This window comes from Ruegeria sp. BB9, from assembly GCF_056539345.1.
Map to the genome: position 1 here is coordinate 593,010 of NZ_JBQFUU010000002.1, position 21,127 is coordinate 614,136.

The following is a 21,127-nucleotide window of genomic DNA, read 5'->3' on the forward strand; positions in this document are numbered from 1 at the left end:
TAAAGCGCACGGTGCCTTGCGACAAGTCAGAACTGCGCTTGAGGGGTGGAACGCGGGCGCGGGCAGGGGTAGGCTGGTTGCATGCGATACCTGTTTGTCATTATTCCTGCGTTTTTGACCGGCTGTGATGCGGTGCGGCAAAGCCTTGATCGCGCCCCGGATGCGGAACCTGCGCAGACGACAGAAACCGCCGCTGCGACCGAAGAGGTGGAAGCAACGCCTGTTGCGGCTGTGAACACCGGATGGGCTGGCGCCAAGACAACGATTGCCGGACTGGGCGATCCGAACAAGCCCGGACGCTGGCTTGAAACGCCGTTGGTCGAAACTGAGATCAATGGCCGGGTGGTCGTACCCAAGACGGGCGCGCAGGCCTATATCACACTTGTACCGGCGCCGTCAGGCGGCAGCCGCCTGTCGGTTGAGGCGATGCGTGCGCTATTGGTGCCGTTTGACGAACTGGTTGAACTGGACGTTTATTCCAACTGATCTTTCAGGTACTTGCCGGCCTCTTTGCGGGCAAACGGCTTCATCGCGTCACCATGCGCGGCCAGAAACGCCCGGACCCGATCGGGGTCATGTTTGGACAGGTCGCGCAGCCACCAGGCCACCGCCTTCTGGATGAACCAGTCGCGATCGGGGACATACTTGGCGGCCCAACCCAGGATGCGGTCGCGGCGCTGTAGGTCCTCGGGCTTGGGGTGGTTTTGCTTGGTCCAGGGCAGGGTGGCGACCAGTGCCGCGCGTCGGGTCCACATGTGATCCGAGGTCGTCCAGCCTTCGACCTGATCCAGCCGCGACGGATCGGCCCACAGGCGCTTTTGCATGGCCATGCTGGCATGGTCGGCCACCGCCCAAGCGTCGAAATCGGACAGCCAGCTTTGCAGCAGGTCCCAAACCGCCTGATCGGGGCGGATGCGCGCCTGCGTCAGTAGCTTGGCGGCGGCCAGCCGCGCCTCGTGAATGTTGGTCTGCCACAGCTGATCGGCCAGCGCGACACGGGCGTCCACGTCCATCTGCTGCCGCCAGCTTTTGGTCAGATCATTCAGCACCGGGTTCGGTACACCAAGATAGGGGCGATCGACCTTGTGATAGGCCGCCATCTGGGCGGCCCGGTCCGGGTCGGCATGAGCCTTGATCTGGTCCAGAGGGCTGTCCGGCATGGCGGCTTACTCGACCGTGACGGATTTCGCCAGGTTGCGGGGTTGGTCCACATCGGTGCCCTTGGCGACCGCCGTGTGATAGGCCAGCAGTTGCGCGGGCACCGAATACAGGATCGGCGCGACCGAGCCGTGGGCATGTGGCATGCGGATCGTGCTCCAGACTCCGTCCTTGGCATCTGCGATCCCGTCGTCGTCCGAGACCAAAATGACCTTGCCCTTGCGCGCCATGACCTCTTGCATGTTCGACACGGTCTTGTCGAACACCGCATCGCGCGGTGCCATCACCACCACGGGCATGTGCTTGTCGATAAGGGCGATGGGGCCGTGCTTCAGCTCGCCCGAGGCATAACCTTCGGCGTGGATATAGCTGATTTCCTTGAGTTTCAGCGCGCCTTCGAGGGCCAGCGGGTACATCAGGCCGCGTCCCAGGAACAGAACGTCGCGCGCCTCGGACAGGCGCTGGGCGGATTTCCGGATCGCCTCCTCCTGGTCCAGCGCGGCATTCAGCAGTGTCGGCAGGCCGCGCAGCGCGGCGGCGTGATCGGCCAGCGCATCGTCGTCCAGCGTGCCCCGGTCGGCCGCGGCCTTGAGCGCCAGCATCAGCAGAACGCTCAGCTGGCAGGTGAAGGCCTTGGTCGAGGCCACGCCGATCTCGACCCCGGCATGGATAGGCAGCGCCACGTCGCTTTCCCGCGCGATCGAGCTTTCGGGGACATTGACCACCGACACGATCTTGTCAGCCTTGCCCTCGCAATAGCGCAGCGCGGCCAAGGTGTCGGCGGTTTCGCCCGACTGGCTGACGAACAGGGCCAGCGTGCGGTCGGTCACCGGCGGCTCGCGATAGCGGAACTCGCTGGCGATATCGACCTCGACCGGCATCCGGGCCAGTTGCTCGAACCAGTATTTGGCGGTCAGACAGGCATAGAAGGCCGTGCCGCAGGCCACCATGGTCAGGCGGTCCAGCTTGGAGAAATCAAGATCAGTGTCCGGCAGAACCACCCGGTCGCCGCCGGTGGGCAGGTACGAGCGGATCGCTTCGGCCACCACCACCGGCTGTTCGGCGATTTCTTTGGCCATGAAGTGCTTGTGCCCGCCCTTGTCGGTCCGGGTCTGATCCAGCTGGATCTTGCGGATCTCGCGATTTGCGATCTCACCGGCCTCGTTGCGGATCTCGACCGAAGTGCGGGTGACCACGGCGCTGTCGCCTTCCTCCAGATAGGTGATCCGGTCGGTCAGCGGCGCCAGCGCGATGGCGTCCGAGCCGACGAACATCTCGCCATCCCCGTGCCCGATGGCCAGCGGCGAGCCTTTGCGGGCGGCGACGATCAGGTCATCTTCGCCGTCGAACAGGAAGGCCAGCGCAAAGGCGCCTTGCAGCCGGTCGATGGTCTTGAAGGCGGCCTCGACCGGGCTCAGCCCCGATTTCATGTTGAATTCCGTCATCAACGCGACGGTTTCGGTGTCGGTCTCGGTCTGGAAATCGATGCCGTTCTCAGCCAGTTCGGCCCGCAACTCGCGATAGTTTTCGACGATGCCGTTGTGGACCACGGCGACCGGCCCGGCCTGATGCGGGTGCGCGTTGCTGACAGAGGGTGCGCCATGGGTCGCCCAACGCGTGTGCCCGATGCCGGACTTGCCAGGCAGGGGGTCATGCACCAGCAGGTCACTGAGATTGACCAGCTTGCCCACCGCGCGCCGACGGCCCAGCTTGCCGCCGTTTACGGTTGCGATGCCCGCACTGTCATAGCCGCGGTATTCCAGTCGTTTCAGTGCTTCGACCAGGATGGGCGCCGCCTCGTGCTTGCCCAATACGCCAACAATTCCACACATTTACTCAGGCTCCCTTGTCCCGGCGTGCCTTTTTCGCCTTCAGCATCTCGAACAGCTTGCGGGCATAGCCCGGCTTGTTTTCCTGTTTGGCGCGGCCCACCGCCAGGGCGTCGGGTTCGACGTCGCGGGTCACGATGGTGCCGGTGGCCGTCATCGCGCCGCTGCCCACGGTGACCGGGGCCACCAGCATGGTGTTCGAGCCGACAAAGACATTCTCGCCGATCACCGTGCGGTGTTTCATCACGCCATCATAGTTGCAGGTGATGGTGCCCGCGCCGATATTCGTACCGGTGCCGACCGACGCATCGCCGACATAGCTGAGGTGATTGACCTTGGCGCCCTCGGCGATCTCGGCATTCTTGATCTCGACGAAATTGCCGATACGGGTGTTCTCGGCCAGTTCCGCCCCCGGGCGCAGCCGGGCATAGGGGCCGACCACTGCGCCGCGGCTGACATGGCAGCCTTCCAGGTGCGAAAACGCCCGGATCGTCGCGCCGCTTTCGACCGTGACGCCGGGGCCGAAGACCACGTTGGGTTCGATCACCGTGTCGCGGCCGATCACCGTGTCGGCGGCCAGATAGACCGTCTCGGGGGCCATCAAGGTGACGCCCAGATCCAGCAGCTCGGCCCGGGCGCGGGCCTGGAACACGGCGTCGGCAGCGGCCAGATCGGCGCGGGAGTTCACGCCCAGCGTCTGCGCCTCGTCGCACGAGACGGCGGTGACCTTCAGACCGCGGTCGCGCGCGATCTCGACCACGTCGGTCAGATAGTATTCGCCCGACGCGTTGTCGTTTCCGACCGCGTCGATCAGGTCGAACAGAGTGCCCGCGTCACACGCCAGAAGGCCCGAGTTGCAGAAGGTTATGGCGCGTTCTTCATCTGACGCGTCCTTGAACTCGACGATCCGCTCCAAGGCGTCGCCGTTCATCACCAAGCGGCCATACCGGGCCGGGTCGGCGGCCTCGAAGCCCAGGATAACCAGATCGTTGTCAGCCCGCGCGGCGATCATGCGCTCCAGCGTGTCGGGCTGCAGAAACGGGGTGTCGCCGTACAAAACGACCACGTCGCCGGTGAACCCGTCCAAAGCCGCGCGCGCCTGGGCGACGGCATGGGCGGTGCCCAACTGTTGGTCCTGCACGACGATGCGGGCGTCTTCATCCTCGGCCCGCGCGACCTTGGCCACCGCCTCAGCGCCGTGGCCGGTGACGATGACCGTGCGTTCGGGTGCCAGAACCGACCCGGCGCGCATGGCGTGCACCAGCATCGGAATCTGGGCGATCGGGTGCAGAACCTTTGGGATATCCGAATTCATCCGGGTGCCTTTTCCGGCGGCAAGGATGACAAGGGCAGTGCTCATGAATGCGTTTTCTCTTTTGTTTTGTCGCGGTCCGTTTTATCCGCTGGGGGCAGGGGCGCAAGCCGTTCGGCCATCAAACAAGATTGCCGTTTGCAACACGACATGGCGGAAAACTGCCGAGCAAGGAGACAGAATGCGCACGGTCATCTTCGATCTGGACGGGACTTTGGCCGATACGTCGGGCGATCTGCTGGCGGCGGCGAACCACTGTTTCCGGCAGATGGGGCATGGCGATGTGCTGGTGCACGGGCAGGATGCGGCGGTGGCTTTGCGTGGGGGACGGATGATGTTGACCCACGGGTTGAAACGCGTGGGCGCCTACGACGAAGAGACCGTGAATGCCTATTACCCGGTCCTTCTGGACGCTTATGCGCAGGCGATTGACACCCACACCACCTTCTATCCCGGAGCGCTGCAGGCGGTCGAAGCGCTGAAAGCCGCCGGGTACGGTGTCGGCATCTGCACCAACAAACCCGAGACGCTGGCCGAGCTGCTGATGACGCGTCTGGGCGCGCGGGCACTGTTCGGCTCGCTGGTGGGGGCGGATACGCTGCCGGTGCGCAAGCCCGACCCCGCGCCGCTGCGCGAAGCGGCGCGCCGGGCCGGTGGGCATCCCGACCACTGCATTCTGGTGGGCGACTCGGATACCGACCGGAACACGGCCCGCGCCGCCGGGGTGCCTTCGATCCTTGTGACCTTCGGCCCGTCCGGCGATGACATGGCCGCGCTGCAGCCCGAGGCGCTGCTGCACCGTTTCGACGATCTGCCCGCAATCGTTGCCGAGCTTGTGGGCGCGGCGGTCTGATCTCTTGACCCGCGCTGCGACTGGCCCCACAAACGACGCCATGACCGAGCGATTTTCTGGCAGTTTCACCCAGCAAGAGCCGATCCCCGACGAGGCGATCGAGGCTGCGCTGGCTGTTCTGCGTCACGGGCGGTTGCACCGCTACAACGTGGCCCCCGGAGAGTTGAGCGAAACCGCCCTGTTGGAACAGGAATTTGCCGCGCAGATGGGCGCGAAATACTGTCTGGCCGTGTCCTCGGGCGGCTATGCGTTGGCCACGGCCCTGCGTGCCGTGGGGGTCCAGCCGGGGGATGCGGTTCTGACCAACGCTTTCACGCTGGCCCCGGTGCCGGGGGCGATCGCCTCGGTCAATGCGCGCCCGGTTTTCGTGGGCGTGACCGAGGGGCTGACCATCGATCTGGACGATCTGGAAGCCAAGCTGGACCGCGCCAAGGTTCTGATGCTCAGCCACATGCGCGGGCATCTGTGTGACATGGACCGGTTGATGCAGATGTGCGACGCCGCCGGAGTGACGGTGATCGAGGACTGCGCCCACACGATGGGCGCCGCCTGGCGCGGGCAACTGTCCGGCCGTCAGGGGGCGATCGGCTGCTATTCCTGCCAGACCTACAAACATGTGAACTCGGGCGAGGGTGGTCTGCTGGTTACAGATGACGAGATCCTGGCGGCCAAGGCCACAATGCTTTCGGGCTCGTACATGCTGTATGAACGCCACCTTGCGGCGCCGGGTCCCGAGGTGTTCGAGCGGATCAAGTACACCACGCCGAACGTGTCGGGGCGGATGGATAATCTGCGCGCGGCGATCCTGCGGCCCCAATTGCGCGATCTGGATCGGCAGGTGTGGCGCTGGAACGAACGTTATGCCGAGATCGAGTCGGGCCTGCGCGGCACGCCCGGCCTGACCATCGTCGAGCGGCCCGCCGAGGAGAGCTATGTCGGCTCGTCGATCCAGTTCCTGCTGCTGGATTGGGCGCCTGAGCAAATCGCCGAGGTTTTGCGGCGCTGCGCAGATCGCGGGGTCGAGCTGAAATGGTTCGGTGGGGCCGAGCCGACCGGGTTCACCTCGCGCTATGACAGTTGGCGCTATGCCGAGTCGGAGCGGATGCCCGAGACCGACCGGATTCTGCGCGGGATCATCGACATGCGCGTTCCGCTGACCTTCTCGCTGGACGATTGCCGCCTGATTGCCGGCATCATCCGCGCCGAGGTCGGCGCTGTTTTCCAACAGTAATTCAATCGAGTGCGCCATACGGCGCACGCTCGAATCCTGAAAAAGCCGCCTTGGGGCGGCTTTTTCATTTGGGTCACGCGATGATTGACCGCGCGGAGAAAGGTCTGTATCAGTTTATTGAACACCTGTTCATTAACGCGAAAGAGGAGAGCGCGGATGTTCACGGCGACAATGCAATTCGATCTGGGTGAAGATGTGAACGCGCTGCGCGAGATGGTGCACCGCTGGGCGCAGGAGCGGGTCAAGCCGCTGGCGGCCGAGATCGACAAGACCAACGCCTTTCCCAACGAACTGTGGAAGGAAATGGGTGAACTCGGTCTGCTGGGCGTAACCGTTCCCGAACAGTATGGCGGCGCCGAAATGACCTATCTGGCGCATACGATCGCGGTTGAAGAAATCGCACGCGCCTCGGCATCGGTGGCGCTGTCCTACGGGGCGCATTCCAACCTCTGCGTCAACCAGATCAAGCTGAACGGCACTGAAGAACAGAAGCAGAAATACCTGCCGCGCCTGATTTCGGGCGAACACGTAGGTGCCCTGGCAATGTCGGAACCCGGGGCGGGGTCGGATGTTGTGTCGATGAAACTGCGAGCGGAAAAGCGCAACGACCATTACCGCCTGAACGGCAACAAATACTGGATCACCAACGGGCCGGATGCCGATACGCTGGTCGTCTATGCCAAGACCGACCCGGAGGCCGGGTCCAAGGGCATCACGGCCTTCCTGATCGAGAAAGAGATGAAAGGGTTCTCGACCTCGCCCCATTTCGACAAGCTGGGTATGCGGGGCTCGAACACGGCCGAGCTGATCTTTGAAGATGTCGAGGTGCCGTTCGAGAACGTGCTGGGCGAAGAAGGCAAGGGCGTCGCCGTGCTGATGTCGGGCCTCGACTATGAGCGCGTGGTTCTGGCCGGGATCGGCACCGGCATCATGGCTGCCTGCCTGGACGAGATCATGCCCTATCTGGCCGAGCGCAAGCAGTTCGGCAAACCGATCGGAACCTTCCAGCTGATGCAGGGCAAGATCGCCGACATGTACACCGCGATGAATTCGGCCCGGGCCTATGTCTATGAGGTCGCCAAGGCCTGTGACCGGGGCGACGTGACCCGGCAGGATGCGGCGGCGTGCTGCCTCTATGCGTCCGAGCAGGCGATGGTGCAGGCGCATCAGGCTGTTCAGGCCATGGGCGGGGCCGGGTTCTTGGCGGATGCGCCAGTCAGCCGGATCTTCCGCGATGCCAAGCTGATGGAGATCGGCGCGGGCACCAGCGAGATCCGCCGGATGCTGATCGGCCGCGAATTGATGAACGAAATGCTCTGAAGAAAAACGCCTCGCCGACGAGGTCACGGCGAGGCGTTTCCGATCAAGGGATCAGAAGCGATGGACGTAGGACACGCCAACCAGCCACGGATCGATCTCGGCCTTGCCGATGTCGGCTCCGTTGAGGGTGACGTCCGAGTCGATGTCGAACCAGCGGACGTTCAGGCGAACCGCGCCCTTGTCCGTGACCATGTAGTCCAGGCCGGCCTGCAGCGACACGCCGAACGAGTCGTCGACCTTGAGATCGCCCAGCGGCGATTCCTCGTCAAAGAACACGGTGTAGTTCAAACCGGCGCCGACATAGGGTTTCCAGGCGCTGTTGGTTGCAAAGTGGTAGTTCAGCGACAGTGTGGGCGGCAGGTGCTTGACGCTGCCCGCGTCGACGCTTCCGCCCAGCGTGATGTCATGGCTGAACGGTGTTGCGGCCAAAAGCTCGATGCCCAGATTGTCGCGGATGAAATACTCGGCGGTGAAGATCGGGCGGGTGTCCGAGTCGACGTCGGCGCTGAAGCCGGCGAGGGACCCGTTGTCGGATTTCGGGTCGAGGTAGCCGATACCGACACCAACGGTCCAGTCCCCCTGAGACTGGGCGAATGCGGGGGCCGAAACAGCGGCCAACGCGGTGGAAAGGGTGAGGATGGCGAGTTTGCTGGTCATGTTCTTGCCTTTGGTTTTGTGTGCAAGCCGACCATGCCCGCAGGATGGGGCGCCCACTCTGATCTGCATCAAGTTTCGACGATGTTCGATATTCAACTTGGCGCAGCAACCTGTATAAATATAAGGGAAAAACGCCATGTGTCCCGCTGAGCTCATACCGGGTTTGCGGTCTGGTGGCAGCTGGGACATACCGCCCAGGCTGAACATGGCGCACCAGTGTCTCTCGCGGCCCGCTGAGCAGGTGGCGATACTCGATCTGTCTTCCGCGGCTACGACCGAGATCACTTATGGTGAACTTGACCTAATGACCGACCGGCTGGCGCGCGGGTTGCTGGGCCGCGTGCAACCCGGCGACCGGGTCGGCGTGCTGCTCAGCCAGTCGCCGTGGTGCGCGGCGGCGCATCTGGCCATCTGGAAGATCGGGGCAATCTCGGTGCCGTTGTTCAAGCTGTTCAAGCGCGATGCCCTGGCCTCGCGCATCGGCGATGCGGGGGCCGGGTATGTGCTGACCGACGGCGAGGGCGCCGATATGTTGGGCAATTTGGCGCAGCCGCTGATCGTGTCCGAGCTGGGGGCGGACGGGCCCGCCGTGGATTTTGCTGACACCGGCCCCGAGGATCCGGCGGTGCTGATCTATACCTCGGGCACGACGGGCAAACCCAAAGGCGCGCTGCATGGGCACCGGGTGCTGACCGGGCATCTGCCGGGCGTTTCGATCAGCCACAACCATCTGCGCGCGGGCGACTGCCTGTGGACGCCGGCCGACTGGGCCTGGATCGGCGGGTTGTTCGACGTGCTGATGCCTGGGCTGGCGCTGGGCATCCCGGTCGTTGCCGCGCGGCTCGACAAGTTCACTCCCGAGGCCTGCGCGGATTTGATCGCTCGCGGCGGCGTGCGCAACGTGTTCTTTCCCCCCACGGCGCTGCGGATGCTGAAGGCCGCGGACATGACGATCCCCGGTCTGCGGTCCGTGGCCTCGGGCGGCGAGCCGCTGGGCGCGGAAATGCTGGCGTGGGGAGAGCGGGCCTTTGGCCTGACGATCAACGAATTCTACGGCCAGACCGAATGCAATATGGTTGTCTCGTCTTGTGCCGAGGATTTCCCCGCGCGCCCCGGTTGCATCGGCAAGCCAGTGCCGGGCCACGAGGTCGCGGTGATCGACGCCACAGGCAACCCGACCGACGCCGAGGGCGACGTGGCCATCCGGCGCGGCTCGGCCTCGATGCTGCTGGAATACTGGAACAACCCGCAGGCCACGGCCGAGAAGTTTCGCGGCGATTGGCTGATCACCGGTGACCGCGGCTTGTGGGAGGGCGACTATCTGCGCTTTGTCGGCCGCGAGGATGACGTGATCACCTCGGCCGGATACCGCATCGGCCCGGCCGAGATCGAGGATTGCCTGCTGACCCATCCGGCGGTGGCCACCGTGGGCGTGGTCGGCAAACCCGATCCGCTGCGGACCGAGATCGTGAAGGCCTATGTGGTGCTGAAACCGGGGTCTGAGGCCTCGGAGGCCGAGTTGCAGGATTGGGTCAAGGACCGTCTGGCGCATTATTCCTACCCGCGTGAGGTGGCTTTTGTGCAAGACTTGCCTTTGACCGTGACGGGAAAAGTCATTCGCAAGGAATTGAAACGTCGCGCGTCCGAGGAGATATGCCATGGCAGATAAATCCAGCGTCCGGACCGGAATCGAGTTCAGCGCGACCGTCATCGCGGTCATCGGGGCTGTGTGGGCCGGAAAGACCTATTTCGAAACGTGGATGCACGACACGATCGACAAGGCTGTCGAAGAAAAGATCGCCGTCATCGAAAAACTGCAATTGGCCGACCTTCTGGTTTTATACGGCTACCCGGATGAGGCCATCTCGGAATTGCGCAAGATCGCCGATCGGGTCGCGAGGCTGGACGCTGAAGACAAACGCAGGATCGCGTTCTACGACAACTATCTGGATGCGGTGGCCGATTCCGACGGCACCCTGAAATTCGAACCGGAAATCCGGATGCTGCACAGCGTCTTCAGCAACGAGATGCAGACCGACGGCTGGCACGACGAGAAGCTGGCCTATGTCGCAATGTTCCTGCCCGAGGCACAGGCGGATGACGGGTATTTCGACCGTCAGGTCGTGGGGCGGCTCAAGCTTGCGGTCAGCCAATACGAGGCAGACGACGACTATGAGAGCCTCGGGAGCGCCTATCGTAACCTGTCGCTGGCCTATCTGTGCCGGGGTGAACAGGACCAGGCCGTCGAGGCGATGGAAATGGCGGCCGAGATGCAGCCGTTCGAATACTATTTCATGGTTCCGATGTGGGACCTTGAGGATTTCCTCGAAGAGCCGGAAATCAAGAAGCTGGACACCGTCTGTTCCAGCAACGTGTCGCAGGGCTATGCGCGCATCATGCAGAGCTTTGGCGTCAGCGAAAACCCCGTTCGCGAATTTCTGAGAGAGTATACCAGATGAAGCTGCGATCTTCCGCTTTGCCCTCGTCCGATGGCTTCAAGCAAAACCGTGCCGCGCACCTTGAGGCGCTGGCGCAGATCTCGGACGCCGCCGAGGCCGCGCGTATGGGCGGGGGCGAGAAATCGCGCGACCGCCATGTGTCGCGGGGCAAGATGCTGCCGCGCCGGCGGGTGGCCAACCTGCTGGATCCGGGGTCTCCGTTCCTCGAAATCGGCGCGACGGCGGCGCATGGCATGTATAGTGGTGCGGCCCCCTGTGCCGGTGTCATCGCAGGGATCGGCCGGGTGCAGGGGCAAGAGGTCATGGTGGTCTGCAACGACGCCACCGTGAAGGGCGGCACCTACTATCCGATGACGGTCAAAAAGCACCTGCGCGCGCAAGAGATCGCCGAGGAAAACCATCTGCCCTGCATCTATCTGGTCGACAGCGGCGGCGCGAACCTGCCCAACCAGGATGAGGTCTTTCCCGACCGCGACCATTTCGGCCGCATCTTCTACAACCAGGCCCGGATGAGCGCCAAGGGCATTCCGCAGATCGCCGTGGTCATGGGCTCGTGCACCGCTGGCGGCGCCTATGTGCCGGCCATGTCCGACGTGACGATCATCGTCAAGGAACAGGGCACGATCTTTCTGGCCGGTCCGCCGCTGGTCAAGGCGGCAACGGGCGAGGTTGTCAGTGCAGAAGACCTGGGCGGCGGCGACGTGCACACCCGCCTGTCCGGCGTCGCGGACTATCTGGCCGAGGATGACGCCCACGCGCTGGCTCTGGCCCGCCGGGCCGTTGGCTCGTTGAACCGGAACAAGCCGCAGACGGTGGATTGGGCCAGCCCCGAAGAACCGGCCTATGACCCCGAGGAAATTCTGGGCGTCGTCCCGGCCGATCTGCGCACACCGTACGACATTCGCGAGGTGATCGCGCGTCTGGTCGATGGCTCGCGCTTTGACGAGTTCAAGCCTCGGTTCGGTGAAACGTTGGTGACAGGCTTTGCTCATGTCAAAGGCTGCCCCATCGGCATCATCGCCAACAATGGCGTGCTGTTCTCCGAGGCCGCGCAGAAAGGCGCGCATTTCGTCGAACTGTGCAGCCAGCGCAAGATTCCGCTGGTCTTTCTGCAGAACATCACCGGCTTCATGGTTGGCCGCAAGTACGAGAACGAAGGCATCGCGCGCCATGGCGCCAAGATGGTGACCGCCGTGGCCACCACAAGCGTGCCCAAGATCACAATGCTGGTGGGCGGCTCGTTCGGGGCCGGGAACTATGGCATGGCCGGGCGCGCCTATCAGCCCCGCTTCCTGTGGACGTGGCCAAACAGCCGTATCTCGGTCATGGGCGGCGAGCAGGCCGCCGGTGTTCTGGCAACGGTCAAGCGCGACGGGATCGAACGGCAGGGCGGCACATGGTCGGCCGAAGAAGAGGCCGAATTCAAACGCCCAACGCTCGAGATGTTCGAGGAGCAGTCGCACCCGCTTTATGCCTCTGCCCGGCTGTGGGATGACGGCATCATCGACCCGCGCAAAAGCCGTGACGTGCTGGCCCTGTCGCTGAGCGCCGCGTTGAACGCGCCCATCGAGGACACGCGCTTTGGCGTGTTTCGGATGTAGAAGGGGCGGTTTGATGCTGGAAAACCTGAAAGAAAGATATCCGGGGGCCGAGACCTTTCAGTTCGGCGACAACCGTGCATTGTGCGACGAATTGCTGGCTCTTGTCCGCTCGGGCCGCAAGACCGCGACATGTGGCGCGTTGCGTGACTTTACGGCGGATGGCGAGGCAATGCCGCAAGTTGGCCGCCGCGACATCGCTTTGGACTGGGACGGGCAGCCCGCGCTGGTCATCGAAACGGTCGATGTGACGGTCCGGCGCTATTGCGATGTGGACGAGGCATTTGCCTTGGCCGAGGGCGAAAACGACAGCCTGGAAGGCTGGCGCGAGGATCATCGCAGATATTTCGAACGAAACGGCGGCTTCGACCCAAAGATGGAGTTGGTCTGCGAACGGTTTCGCCTTGTGGAAGATCTGGCAGGGAAAGGGTAACAGCCATGTTTGACAAGATCCTGATCGCCAACCGAGGCGAGATTGCCTGCCGGGTCATCGAAACCGCGCACAAGATGGGCGTGGCCTGCGTTGCCGTGTACTCGGATGCGGACGCGGCCGCCAAGCATGTGCAGATGGCGGATGAGGCCGTACATATTGGCGGGGCGGCTCCGGCCGACAGTTATCTGAAGGGCGACGTGATCATTCAGGCCGCGCTGGATACCGGCGCGCAGGCGATCCACCCAGGGTACGGGTTTCTGTCCGAGAACCCCGATTTCGTGGATGCCGTGCAGGCCGCGGGCCTGACCTTCATCGGCCCCTCGGCGGATGCGATCCGCAAGATGGGCCTGAAGGATGCCGCCAAGGCGCTGATGGAGCACGCCGGCGTCCCGGTCGTGCCCGGCTATCACGGCGACAACCAGGACCCTGAGCATCTGGCCGGAGCGGCCGACACCATCGGCTATCCGGTTCTGATCAAGGCGGTGGCCGGCGGTGGTGGCAAGGGGATGCGGCTGGTCGAGAGGCCGGCGGATTTCGCCGCTGCTCTGGACAGCGCCCGGGGTGAGGCCAAGACTGCTTTTGGCAATGATGCCGTTCTGGTCGAGAAATTCGTGGCCAAGCCCCGTCATATCGAGGTTCAGGTTTTTGGTGACGGCACCCATGCCGTGCATCTGTTCGAACGCGACTGCTCGCTGCAGCGCCGCCACCAGAAGGTGATCGAGGAAGCACCGGCGCCCGGAATGACGCCCGAGATGCGCGAAGCGATGGGCCAGGCGGGCGTGCGCGCGGCCGAGGCCATCGGCTACAAGGGCGCAGGCACCGTGGAGTTCATCGTCGATGCCTCGGACGGGCTGCGCCCCGACCGCTTCTGGTTCATGGAGATGAACACCCGCCTGCAGGTCGAACACCCGGTGACCGAGGCCATCACCGGAATCGACCTGGTCGAATGGCAGTTGCGGGTTGCAGCCGGGGAAAGCCTGCCCAAGCGGCAGGCAGAGCTGTCGATCAACGGTCATGCCTTCGAGGCCCGGCTCTATGCCGAGGACGTGCCCAAAGGGTTCCTGCCCGCGACGGGCACTCTGACCCATCTGGAGTTTCCGCACGGCTGCCGCGCCGACAGCGGCGTGCGGGCGGGTGACACGATCAGCCCATGGTATGACCCGATGATCGCCAAGGTGATTGTGCACGGCCGGACCCGCGCGGTGGCGCTGGAACAACTGCACCGCGCGCTGCGCCGGACGCAGGTGGCGGGAACCGTCACCAACCTGTCTTTCCTGGGCGCACTGACCCGGCACGCCGGGTTTGCGGCGGGCGATGTCGATACCGGGTTGATCGGCCGCGATCTGGACGATCTGGTGCGCGAACCCGCCGTCACCCCGGCAATGACCGTTGCGGCGGCGATGGCCGCGACCGGGCTGGACAAACCCGCCCAGGATACCGGATTTACCCTCTGGGCCCCGCTGCACCGGGCGCTTCAGCTGAAGCGCGACGGCGAGGTTCTGGATCTGGACGTCCAGGTCGCAGGGCCGGACCGGCAGGACTGGCAGGTTGGCGGGGCCAGCGTGATCGCCGAACGGGTCAACGGCCGCTGGATCATCGACGGCCAGCCGATGCCTCCGGTTGCGATTGCGGGCCACGATGTCACCGTGTTCGACGCCTATGGCGTGAACTTCGAGATGCTGGACCCGCTGGACCGCGATGTCAGCGCCGCCGGTGACACCAACGTGGTCGAAGCGCCGATGCCCGGGCTGGTCAAGGCGGTATTTGCCGCGCCGGGGCAGGCGGTGAAGGAAGGCGACCGGCTGGCCATCCTCGAGGCCATGAAAATGGAGCATTCGCTGCTGGCCGCCCGCGACGGTGTCGTGGCCGAGGTTCTGGCCGAGGCCGGATCGCAGGTCGAGGCCGGTGCGGCGCTGGTCCGGCTGGAAGACGACTGAAACCCTGAACGCCCGCCCTGAACGGGGCGGGCCGGGACTGTACAGGAGGGCACCGCCATGGCGGAACGTGTCGAGATTTTCGAAGTGGGGCCGCGCGACGGGCTGCAGAACGAAAAGCGTGAAATCCCGGTTTCCGAGAAGATCGCGCTGGTCGACTGCCTCAGCCGGGCGGGGTTCAGCCGGATCGAGGTGGCCAGTTTCGTATCGCCCAAATGGGTGCCGCAAATGGCCGGCAGCGCCGAGGTGCTGGCCGGGATCACCCGCGCCCCCGGCGTGCGCTACGCCGCGCTGACCCCGAACATGCGTGGCTATAAGGACGCGCTGGCCGCCGGGGCGGATGAGATCGCGGTGTTTGCCTCGGCGTCGGAGGGGTTTTCCAAGGCCAACATCAACGCGACCATCGCCGAATCCATCGAGCGGTTCGTCCCGATCCTTGAGGCGGCGCGCCATATCGACCTGCCGGTGCGGGGATACGTCTCTTGCGTGACCGACTGCCCCTATGACGGGCCGACGCCACCCGCCAAGGTGGCCGAGGTGGCCGACCTGCTGTTCGCGCACGGCTGTTACGAGATCTCGCTGGGCGACACGATCGGGCAGGGGACACCCGACAGCATCGCACGAATGCTGCTGGCGGTGCGTGAATACGTGCCCGCGACCCGTCTGGCCGGGCATTTCCACGACACCAACGGGCGGGCGATCGACAATATCGACGCGTCTCTTGCGCTGGGCGTCCGGGTGTTCGACGCAGCCGTGGGCGGATTGGGCGGCTGCCCCTACGCGCCTGGCGCGGCCGGGAATGTGGCCACCGAAGCCGTTGCCGCGCATCTCGAACGGCTGGGCTATGATACCGGGCTGGACGTTGCCGTGCTGAACCAAGCGGCGGAAATGGCCCGCGCGATGCGGGCGGGATAAGAGGCTGACATGTTTGAGACCATCTCGATCTCCACCGATTTGCGCGGCGTTGCCACGCTGACGCTGAACCGGCCGGAAAAACACAACGCGATGTCGGCGCAGATGATCGCCGAGCTGACCCGGGCCGCCGCGCAACTGGGGGAAACCAACGACGTGCGTGTCGTAGTTCTGACCGGCGCGGGCAAGAGCTTCTGCGCCGGGGGTGACCTGGGCTGGATGCAGGCCCAGATGGCCGCCGACCCCGAGACCCGCTTTGTCGAGGCGCGCAAGCTGGCCGAGATGCTGAACGCCCTGAACACCCTGCCAAAACCCTTGATCGGCGCGCTTCAGGGCAACGCCTTTGGCGGTGGCGTGGGCATGGCCGCGGTCTGTGATGTGGCCGTCGGCGTGGACAGCCTGAAGATGGGGCTGACCGAAACCCGGCTGGGGCTGATCCCGGCCACCATCGGCCCCTATGTCATCGCCCGCATGGGCGAGGCCCGCGCGCGGCGCGTGTTCATGTCGGCCCGTCTGTTCGACGCGGCCGAGGCGGTGGATCTTGGCCTGTTGGCGCGGGCCGTTCCGGCGGATGAGTTGGATGCCGCGATAGAAGCCGAAGTGCAGCCCTATCTCTCCTGTGCGCCGGGCGCCGTGGCCTCGGCCAAGGCGCTGGTTCGGAACCTCGGACCGCGTATCGACGACGCGGTGATCGACCACACGATCCGGGCGCTGGTCGACCGCTGGGAAACTGACGAGGCGCGTGAGGGAATCGGCGCTTTCTTCGACAAGCGAAAACCTTCATGGAATAGTAAGGTTTGACCGCCCGCGACCATTTGAAGCCAAGGGTTTGCGCCTAGTGCAGCGCTGGGCGTTGGCAAGCCGAATATTCGGTGCCATGCGCGCTTCTGCTCGGTTGACCCTCTGACCCCGCGCGGATAGAGAATGTCCAGTCAACACGCCAATTGACGGCGTGTCTCGTTCGGGATGCGCAGGAAAGGAGCCACTCGTGGAAGAGCTGTTGCGGGAGTATCTCCCGATCCTGGTGTTTCTGGCCGTCGCCGTGGGCCTTGGAATCGTCCTGATTCTGGCCGCCGTCGTTCTGGCAGTCCGAAATCCCGACCCCGAAAAGGTCAGCGCCTATGAGTGCGGGTTCAACGCGTTCGACGATGCGCGGATGAAGTTCGATGTCCGATTCTATCTGGTGTCGATCCTGTTCATCATCTTCGACCTCGAGATTGCGTTCCTGTTTCCCTGGGCCGTGGGCTTCAAGGACATCAGCGATGTCGGCTTCTGGTCGATGATGGTGTTCCTCGGCGTTCTGACCATCGGCTTTGCCTATGAATGGAAGAAGGGGGCCCTGGAATGGGAGTGATGACGGGTGCAAACACCGCTGGCGTCGACAAGGAAGTCGCCACCCAGGCCCTGAACGCCGAGTTGCAGGACAAAGGGTTCCTGCTGACTTCGTCCGAGGACATCATCAACTGGGCGCGCACCGGCTCGCTGCACTGGATGACCTTTGGTCTGGCCTGCTGTGCGGTCGAGATGATGCACACCTCGATGCCGCGTTACGACGCCGAACGCTTCGGCATCGCGCCGCGCGCATCCCCGCGCCAGTCGGACGTGATGATCGTGGCCGGTACGCTGACCAACAAGATGGCCCCGGCGCTACGCAAGGTCTATGACCAGATGCCCGAGCCGCGCTATGTGATTTCGATGGGGTCCTGCGCCAATGGTGGCGGGTACTACCACTATTCCTATTCCGTCGTGCGTGGCTGCGACCGGATTGTTCCGGTGGACATCTATGTGCCCGGCTGCCCGCCGACGGCCGAGGCTCTGCTGTACGGTCTGCTGCAGCTGCAGCGCAAGATCCGCCGCACCGGCACTATTGTCCGCTGAGGAGGGACCGAGATGAGCGAAGCACTCAAGGAACTCGGCACGCATATCGAGCTCAAGCGCACGGACTGTGTTCTGTCATGGAGCGTGGCCCATGACGAGCTGACGGTTGATGTTGCGCCCTCGAGCCTGGTGGAATTTGTCGAGTTTCTGAAAACGGATCAGAACTGCAAGTTTTCTACCTTGGTCGACATTACCGGAGTTGACTACCCCGAACGCGCCAAACGGTTCGACGTGGTTTACCACTTTCTTTCGATGTACCAGAACCAGCGCATCCGGATCCGGATCTCGGTGCGCGAGGAAGACATGGTTCCGTCGATCGTCGATGTGCACCCCTCGGCCAACTGGTTCGAGCGTGAAGTGTTCGACATGTTCGGCATCCTGTTCTCGGGCCACCCGGACCTGCGTCGCATTCTGACCGACTATGGCTTTCGCGGCTATCCGTTGCGCAAGGATTTTCCGACCACCGGGTATATCGAAGTCCGCTATGACGAAGCGCAGAAACGGGTCGTGTACGAACCGGTCTCGCTGGTTCAGGAATATCGCCAGTTCGATTTCATGAGCCCGTGGGAAGGTGCGAACTATGTTCTGCCGGGGGATGAAAAACAGGAGACCTGACAATGGGTGGCATCTGGTGGCTGATCCTTTCTGCACTGACCATCATTCCGATGGTGAAGATCTTGCCGTTTTTCGGGATCAACAAATACTGGTGCCTTCTCTGCCTGGTCCCATTCGGCACGATCGCGTTGCTGTGGTGGGTCGGGTTGAAACTGCAGGAACTGGAGCGCCGCTGAGATGGTCATGCTGCTAGGGGAACTTATTGCGTTGGGTGCGCTGGGGGTCCTGCTGGCGGGGGCCGCAGCCAAAGCGCTTGAGGCGGAAAAGGTCCGGGTTCGGGCCGAAGCGAAAAAGAAACGAGGGCGTTGATGGACGGCTCAAGATACGATGACGGCAGCACGGACGCGCTGAGCGGAGAACAGAAGATCCGCAACTTCAATATCAACTTCGGCCCGCAGCACCCTGCGGCGCACGGAGTTTTGCGTCTTGTGCTTGAGCTGGACGGCGAGATCGTCGAGCGTTGCGACCCGCATATCGGCCTGCTGCACCGCGGTACCGAAAAGCTGATGGAAAGCCGGACCTATCTGCAGAACCTGCCGTATTTCGACCGATTGGACTATGTGGCGCCGATGAACCAGGAACATGCCTGGTGCCTGGCCATCGAAAAGCTGACCGGCGTCGAAGTTCCACGCAGGGCCTCGTTGATCCGGGTCCTGTATTCCGAGATTGGGCGCGTTTTGAACCATCTGCTCAACGTGACCACGCAGGCGATGGACGTGGGCGCGCTGACCCCGCCGCTGTGGGGCTTTGAAGAGCGTGAAAAGCTGATGGTGTTTTACGAGCGTGCCTGCGGTGCGCGCCTGCACGCGGCCTATTTCCGCCCCGGCGGTGTGCATCAGGACCTGCCGCCCGAGTTGCTGGACGACATCGAGACCTGGAGCCACGAGTTCCCCGCCGTTCTGGACGACATTGACGGACTGCTGACCGAGAACCGGATCTTCAAACAGCGCAACTGCGACATCGGCGTGGTGACCGAGGAGGATATCCAGCAATACGGCTTCTCGGGCGTGATGGTGCGCGGATCGGGCCTCGCCTGGGACTTGCGTCGCGCGCAACCCTATGAATGCTACGACGAGTTCGAGTTCCAAATCCCCGTCGGCAAGAATGGGGACTGCTATGACCGCTACCTGGTGCGGATGGAAGAGATGCGCCAGTCGGTGTCGATCATCCGTCAGGCCATCGCCAAGCTGCGCGACTGCCCGGGCGACATTCTGGCCCGCGGCAAGATCACGCCGCCGAAACGCTCGGACATGAAGACCTCGATGGAGAGCCTGATCCATCACTTCAAACTGTACACCGAAGGGTTCCACGTTCCGGCGGGTGAAGTCTATGCCGCCGTCGAAGCGCCCAAGGGCGAGTTCGGCGTCTATCTCGTCGCCGACGGCACCAACAAGCCGTACCGCGCCAAGCTGCGTGCGCCCGGTTTCCTGCACCTGCAAGCCATGGACCACGTCGCCAAGGGCCACCAACTGGCCGACGTCGCCGCCATCATTGGCACCATGGACGTCGTATTTGGAGAGATTGACCGCTAATGCTCCGCCGTCTTCATCCCGAACAACCTGATAGCTTTGCCTTCACTCCCGCCAATATGGATTGGGCCAAGGCGCAGATCACCAAGTACCCCGAGGGCCGTCAGGCCAGCGCGGTCATCCCGCTGCTGTGGCGCGCACAAGAGCAGGAGGGCTGGCTGAGCCGTCCGGCGATTGAAACCGTCGCTGACATGCTGGGCATGTCGTACATCCGGGTGCTCGAAGTTGCGTCCTTCTACTTCATGTTCCAGCTGCAACCGGTTGGGTCCGTTGCGCATATTCAGGTCTGTGGCACCACGTCCTGCATGATCTGCGGGGCCGAAGACCTGATCGCGGTCTGCCGCGAAAAGATCGCGCCCAAGCCGCACCAGCTGTCGGCGGACGGCAAGCTGAGCTGGGAAGAGGTCGAGTGCCTGGGCTCCTGCACCAACGCCCCGATGGCACAGATCGGTAAAGACTATTACGAGGACCTGACCGCCGAGAGTTTTGGTCGGATCATTGATGAAGTGGTCGCTGGCAAGGTTCCGGTGCCGGGTCCCCAGAATGGGCGCTATGCGGCCGAGCCTCTGGGCGGGGTGACCAGCCTGAAGGACTACGAGGGTGGCAAGGCAAAGCACAATGCCAGTGTGCAACTGGCCACGGAACTGGGCGATACCGTCAAGCGCATCGACGGAACCGAGGTTCCGATTTTGACGCCTTGGTTGGGCAAGGATGGCAAGGTCGCCGGCGCGAAAGCCGCGCCCAAGCCGCCGAAGGTGCCAGAGCAGGGCAAACCAGCCGCCCGCCAGGCCGCACCCAAGAAATCCGCCAAGGCCGAGCCATCTTCGCCCGAGGGCGCCGCGGCCAAGCCGGAAACGGCTGAGGCTCAGCCCGAAACGCTGAGCGGTGCGCGCGACGGCAAGCCCGACGACCTCAAGCTGCTGAAAGGTGTGGGGCCGAAGCTCGAGCAGACGCTGAACGAGCTCGGGTTCTACCACTTCGATCAGATCGCGGCCTGGACGCCCGAACATGTGGCCTGGGTTGATGCCCGGCTGAAGTTCAAGGGCCGGATCGAACGCGACGGCTGGATCGAGCAGGCGGCCAAGCTGGCTGCTGGTGAGGAAACCGAATTTTCCAAACGTGCCAAGCAAGACGGCACCTACGAAGACTGAGAGACGGTGCCCGATACGTGCATCGGAGTGTGATGGACAAGGACAAGGAACAGGCCATCGCCCGCAAGGGCCGACATATCGGCGTGGTCATCGCGGTGACCATGCTGTTGTGGCTTGCCATGACCCTGTTCATCGGCCCGGCCCTGGAGCTGCCGGGACGCTTTGCGCTGCTGTTCGATTTCGCCGCGATCGCGGCGTTCATCTATGCGGGCGTCAACATATTTCAACTCTGGCGCATGCGTCAGGACAGCTGAAGGT

General features: G+C 63.6%; 23 protein-coding genes. 19 read left to right on the forward strand and 4 right to left on the reverse strand.

Translation table 11 applies throughout. The features are described from left to right. The first annotated feature begins 81 nt into the window (after positions 1–81). Positions 82–486 carry a hypothetical protein gene (locus tag ACR0FC_RS10325; RefSeq protein ID WP_170340364.1) on the forward strand — a complete coding sequence of 135 codons (405 nt, stop codon included), beginning with the start codon at positions 82–84 and terminating at the stop codon, positions 484–486. On the opposite strand, the gene ACR0FC_RS10330 is transcribed toward ACR0FC_RS10325, so the two are convergent. Genes ACR0FC_RS10330 through glmU form a run of 3 tightly spaced genes read right to left on the reverse strand, consistent with a single transcriptional unit; the run spans position 474 to position 4,347 of the window. Further along, complete coding sequence (locus ACR0FC_RS10330) at positions 474–1,160, reverse strand: DNA alkylation repair protein (protein ID WP_170340365.1); 687 nt, start codon at positions 1,158–1,160, stop codon at positions 474–476. The genes ACR0FC_RS10325 and ACR0FC_RS10330 overlap by 13 nt on opposite strands. Before the next feature lie 6 nt (positions 1,161–1,166). Next, positions 1,167–2,990, reverse strand: coding sequence for a glutamine--fructose-6-phosphate transaminase (isomerizing) (glmS, locus tag ACR0FC_RS10335; RefSeq protein ID WP_170340367.1), 1,824 nt, complete (start codon positions 2,988–2,990; stop codon positions 1,167–1,169). A 4-nt stretch (positions 2,991–2,994) separates the two neighbouring features. Then, positions 2,995–4,347, reverse strand: a complete 1,353-nt coding sequence (gene glmU, locus ACR0FC_RS10340; protein ID WP_170340369.1) for a bifunctional UDP-N-acetylglucosamine diphosphorylase/glucosamine-1-phosphate N-acetyltransferase GlmU — start codon at positions 4,345–4,347, stop codon at positions 2,995–2,997. 133 nt (positions 4,348–4,480) lie between these two features. Here glmU and ACR0FC_RS10345 point away from each other — a divergent pair, with 133 nt between their 5' ends. From ACR0FC_RS10345 to ACR0FC_RS10355, 3 genes are all read left to right on the forward strand, one after another. After that, complete coding sequence (locus ACR0FC_RS10345) at positions 4,481–5,152, forward strand: HAD-IA family hydrolase (protein WP_170340370.1); 672 nt, start codon at positions 4,481–4,483, stop codon at positions 5,150–5,152. A 40-nt stretch (positions 5,153–5,192) separates the two neighbouring features. Then, positions 5,193–6,383: a DegT/DnrJ/EryC1/StrS family aminotransferase gene (locus tag ACR0FC_RS10350; protein ID WP_170340372.1), complete on the forward strand. Its 1,191-nt coding sequence runs from the start codon at positions 5,193–5,195 to the stop codon at positions 6,381–6,383. A gap of 156 nt (positions 6,384–6,539) precedes the next feature. Further along, positions 6,540–7,703: an isovaleryl-CoA dehydrogenase gene (locus ACR0FC_RS10355; protein WP_170340374.1), complete on the forward strand. Its 1,164-nt coding sequence runs from the start codon at positions 6,540–6,542 to the stop codon at positions 7,701–7,703. Positions 7,704–7,754: 51 nt separating this feature from the next. On the opposite strand, the gene ACR0FC_RS10360 is transcribed toward ACR0FC_RS10355, so the two are convergent. Further along, positions 7,755–8,360, reverse strand: coding sequence for an OmpW/AlkL family protein (locus tag ACR0FC_RS10360; RefSeq protein WP_093965074.1), 606 nt, complete (start codon positions 8,358–8,360; stop codon positions 7,755–7,757). 136 nt (positions 8,361–8,496) lie between these two features. Between ACR0FC_RS10360 and ACR0FC_RS10365 the strand changes: the two genes are divergently transcribed. The 15 genes from ACR0FC_RS10365 to ACR0FC_RS10435 all read left to right on the forward strand — a co-directional run bounded on the left by ACR0FC_RS10365 (position 8,497) and on the right by ACR0FC_RS10435 (position 21,123). Next, positions 8,497–10,029, forward strand: coding sequence for an AMP-binding protein (locus tag ACR0FC_RS10365; RefSeq protein WP_170340376.1), 1,533 nt, complete (start codon positions 8,497–8,499; stop codon positions 10,027–10,029). Continuing rightward, positions 10,019–10,819: a hypothetical protein gene (locus ACR0FC_RS10370; RefSeq protein ID WP_170340378.1), complete on the forward strand. Its 801-nt coding sequence runs from the start codon at positions 10,019–10,021 to the stop codon at positions 10,817–10,819. The genes ACR0FC_RS10365 and ACR0FC_RS10370 overlap by 11 nt, the downstream gene beginning before the upstream one ends. Then, positions 10,816–12,420, forward strand: coding sequence for a carboxyl transferase domain-containing protein (locus tag ACR0FC_RS10375; protein WP_170340380.1), 1,605 nt, complete (start codon positions 10,816–10,818; stop codon positions 12,418–12,420). Before ACR0FC_RS10370 ends, ACR0FC_RS10375 begins: the two co-directional genes overlap by 4 nt. Before the next feature lie 13 nt (positions 12,421–12,433). Then, positions 12,434–12,850: an ASCH domain-containing protein gene (locus ACR0FC_RS10380; protein ID WP_170340382.1), complete on the forward strand. Its 417-nt coding sequence runs from the start codon at positions 12,434–12,436 to the stop codon at positions 12,848–12,850. A 5-nt stretch (positions 12,851–12,855) separates the two neighbouring features. Further along, on the forward strand, positions 12,856–14,787 hold the full coding sequence (locus ACR0FC_RS10385) for an acetyl/propionyl/methylcrotonyl-CoA carboxylase subunit alpha (protein ID WP_170340384.1): 1,932 nt from the start codon (positions 12,856–12,858) through the stop codon (positions 14,785–14,787). 57 nt (positions 14,788–14,844) lie between these two features. Then, entirely contained in the window at positions 14,845–15,699 is an 855-nt protein-coding gene (locus tag ACR0FC_RS10390) for a hydroxymethylglutaryl-CoA lyase (protein ID WP_170340385.1), read from the forward strand. A gap of 9 nt (positions 15,700–15,708) precedes the next feature. Next, positions 15,709–16,497 carry a crotonase/enoyl-CoA hydratase family protein gene (locus tag ACR0FC_RS10395; RefSeq protein ID WP_170340387.1) on the forward strand — a complete coding sequence of 263 codons (789 nt, stop codon included), beginning with the start codon at positions 15,709–15,711 and terminating at the stop codon, positions 16,495–16,497. Between the two features lie 187 nt (positions 16,498–16,684). Next, entirely contained in the window at positions 16,685–17,050 is a 366-nt protein-coding gene (locus ACR0FC_RS10400; RefSeq protein ID WP_093964903.1) for an NADH-quinone oxidoreductase subunit A, read from the forward strand. Beyond that, the gene (locus ACR0FC_RS10405; RefSeq protein WP_093964904.1) at positions 17,041–17,574 is read left to right on the forward strand and encodes a NuoB/complex I 20 kDa subunit family protein; all 534 of its coding nucleotides are present in this window, start codon (positions 17,041–17,043) and stop codon (positions 17,572–17,574) included. Before ACR0FC_RS10400 ends, ACR0FC_RS10405 begins: the two co-directional genes overlap by 10 nt. A 12-nt stretch (positions 17,575–17,586) precedes the next feature. Next, entirely contained in the window at positions 17,587–18,189 is a 603-nt protein-coding gene (locus tag ACR0FC_RS10410; protein WP_170340389.1) for an NADH-quinone oxidoreductase subunit C, read from the forward strand. 2 nt (positions 18,190–18,191) lie between these two features. Further along, entirely contained in the window at positions 18,192–18,365 is a 174-nt protein-coding gene (locus tag ACR0FC_RS10415; protein WP_010442775.1) for a hypothetical protein, read from the forward strand. A gap of 7 nt (positions 18,366–18,372) precedes the next feature. Beyond that, complete coding sequence (locus ACR0FC_RS10420; protein ID WP_261391884.1) at positions 18,373–18,498, forward strand: hypothetical protein; 126 nt, start codon at positions 18,373–18,375, stop codon at positions 18,496–18,498. Beyond that, entirely contained in the window at positions 18,498–19,721 is a 1,224-nt protein-coding gene (locus tag ACR0FC_RS10425; RefSeq protein WP_170340391.1) for an NADH-quinone oxidoreductase subunit D, read from the forward strand. Before ACR0FC_RS10420 ends, ACR0FC_RS10425 begins: the two co-directional genes overlap by 1 nt. Further along, on the forward strand, positions 19,721–20,869 hold the full coding sequence (locus tag ACR0FC_RS10430; RefSeq protein ID WP_170340393.1) for an NADH-quinone oxidoreductase subunit E: 1,149 nt from the start codon (positions 19,721–19,723) through the stop codon (positions 20,867–20,869). The genes ACR0FC_RS10425 and ACR0FC_RS10430 overlap by 1 nt, the downstream gene beginning before the upstream one ends. A 32-nt stretch (positions 20,870–20,901) precedes the next feature. Further along, a complete protein-coding gene (locus tag ACR0FC_RS10435; protein ID WP_093964908.1) occupies positions 20,902–21,123 on the forward strand; it encodes a DUF5337 domain-containing protein in 222 nt (73 codons plus the stop codon). Positions 21,124–21,127: the final 4 nt, after the last annotated feature.

Coding starts and splice junctions, on each gene's coding strand:
- ACR0FC_RS10325 (WP_170340364.1), top strand. CDS start 82: ATGCGATACCTGTTTGTCATTATTCCTGCGTTTTTGACCGGCTGTGAT.
- ACR0FC_RS10330 (WP_170340365.1), bottom strand. CDS start 1,160: ATGCCGGACAGCCCTCTGGACCAGATCAAGGCTCATGCCGACCCGGAC.
- glmS (WP_170340367.1), bottom strand. CDS start 2,990: ATGTGTGGAATTGTTGGCGTATTGGGCAAGCACGAGGCGGCGCCCATC.
- glmU (WP_170340369.1), bottom strand. CDS start 4,347: ATGAGCACTGCCCTTGTCATCCTTGCCGCCGGAAAAGGCACCCGGATG.
- ACR0FC_RS10345 (WP_170340370.1), top strand. CDS start 4,481: ATGCGCACGGTCATCTTCGATCTGGACGGGACTTTGGCCGATACGTCG.
- ACR0FC_RS10350 (WP_170340372.1), top strand. CDS start 5,193: ATGACCGAGCGATTTTCTGGCAGTTTCACCCAGCAAGAGCCGATCCCC.
- ACR0FC_RS10355 (WP_170340374.1), top strand. CDS start 6,540: ATGTTCACGGCGACAATGCAATTCGATCTGGGTGAAGATGTGAACGCG.
- ACR0FC_RS10360 (WP_093965074.1), bottom strand. CDS start 8,360: ATGACCAGCAAACTCGCCATCCTCACCCTTTCCACCGCGTTGGCCGCT.
- ACR0FC_RS10365 (WP_170340376.1), top strand. CDS start 8,497: ATGTGTCCCGCTGAGCTCATACCGGGTTTGCGGTCTGGTGGCAGCTGG.
- ACR0FC_RS10370 (WP_170340378.1), top strand. CDS start 10,019: ATGGCAGATAAATCCAGCGTCCGGACCGGAATCGAGTTCAGCGCGACC.
- ACR0FC_RS10375 (WP_170340380.1), top strand. CDS start 10,816: ATGAAGCTGCGATCTTCCGCTTTGCCCTCGTCCGATGGCTTCAAGCAA.
- ACR0FC_RS10380 (WP_170340382.1), top strand. CDS start 12,434: ATGCTGGAAAACCTGAAAGAAAGATATCCGGGGGCCGAGACCTTTCAG.
- ACR0FC_RS10385 (WP_170340384.1), top strand. CDS start 12,856: ATGTTTGACAAGATCCTGATCGCCAACCGAGGCGAGATTGCCTGCCGG.
- ACR0FC_RS10390 (WP_170340385.1), top strand. CDS start 14,845: ATGGCGGAACGTGTCGAGATTTTCGAAGTGGGGCCGCGCGACGGGCTG.
- ACR0FC_RS10395 (WP_170340387.1), top strand. CDS start 15,709: ATGTTTGAGACCATCTCGATCTCCACCGATTTGCGCGGCGTTGCCACG.
- ACR0FC_RS10405 (WP_093964904.1), top strand. CDS start 17,041: ATGGGAGTGATGACGGGTGCAAACACCGCTGGCGTCGACAAGGAAGTC.
- ACR0FC_RS10410 (WP_170340389.1), top strand. CDS start 17,587: ATGAGCGAAGCACTCAAGGAACTCGGCACGCATATCGAGCTCAAGCGC.
- ACR0FC_RS10415 (WP_010442775.1), top strand. CDS start 18,192: ATGGGTGGCATCTGGTGGCTGATCCTTTCTGCACTGACCATCATTCCG.
- ACR0FC_RS10420 (WP_261391884.1), top strand. CDS start 18,373: ATGCTGCTAGGGGAACTTATTGCGTTGGGTGCGCTGGGGGTCCTGCTG.
- ACR0FC_RS10425 (WP_170340391.1), top strand. CDS start 18,498: ATGGACGGCTCAAGATACGATGACGGCAGCACGGACGCGCTGAGCGGA.
- ACR0FC_RS10430 (WP_170340393.1), top strand. CDS start 19,721: ATGCTCCGCCGTCTTCATCCCGAACAACCTGATAGCTTTGCCTTCACT.
- ACR0FC_RS10435 (WP_093964908.1), top strand. CDS start 20,902: ATGGACAAGGACAAGGAACAGGCCATCGCCCGCAAGGGCCGACATATC.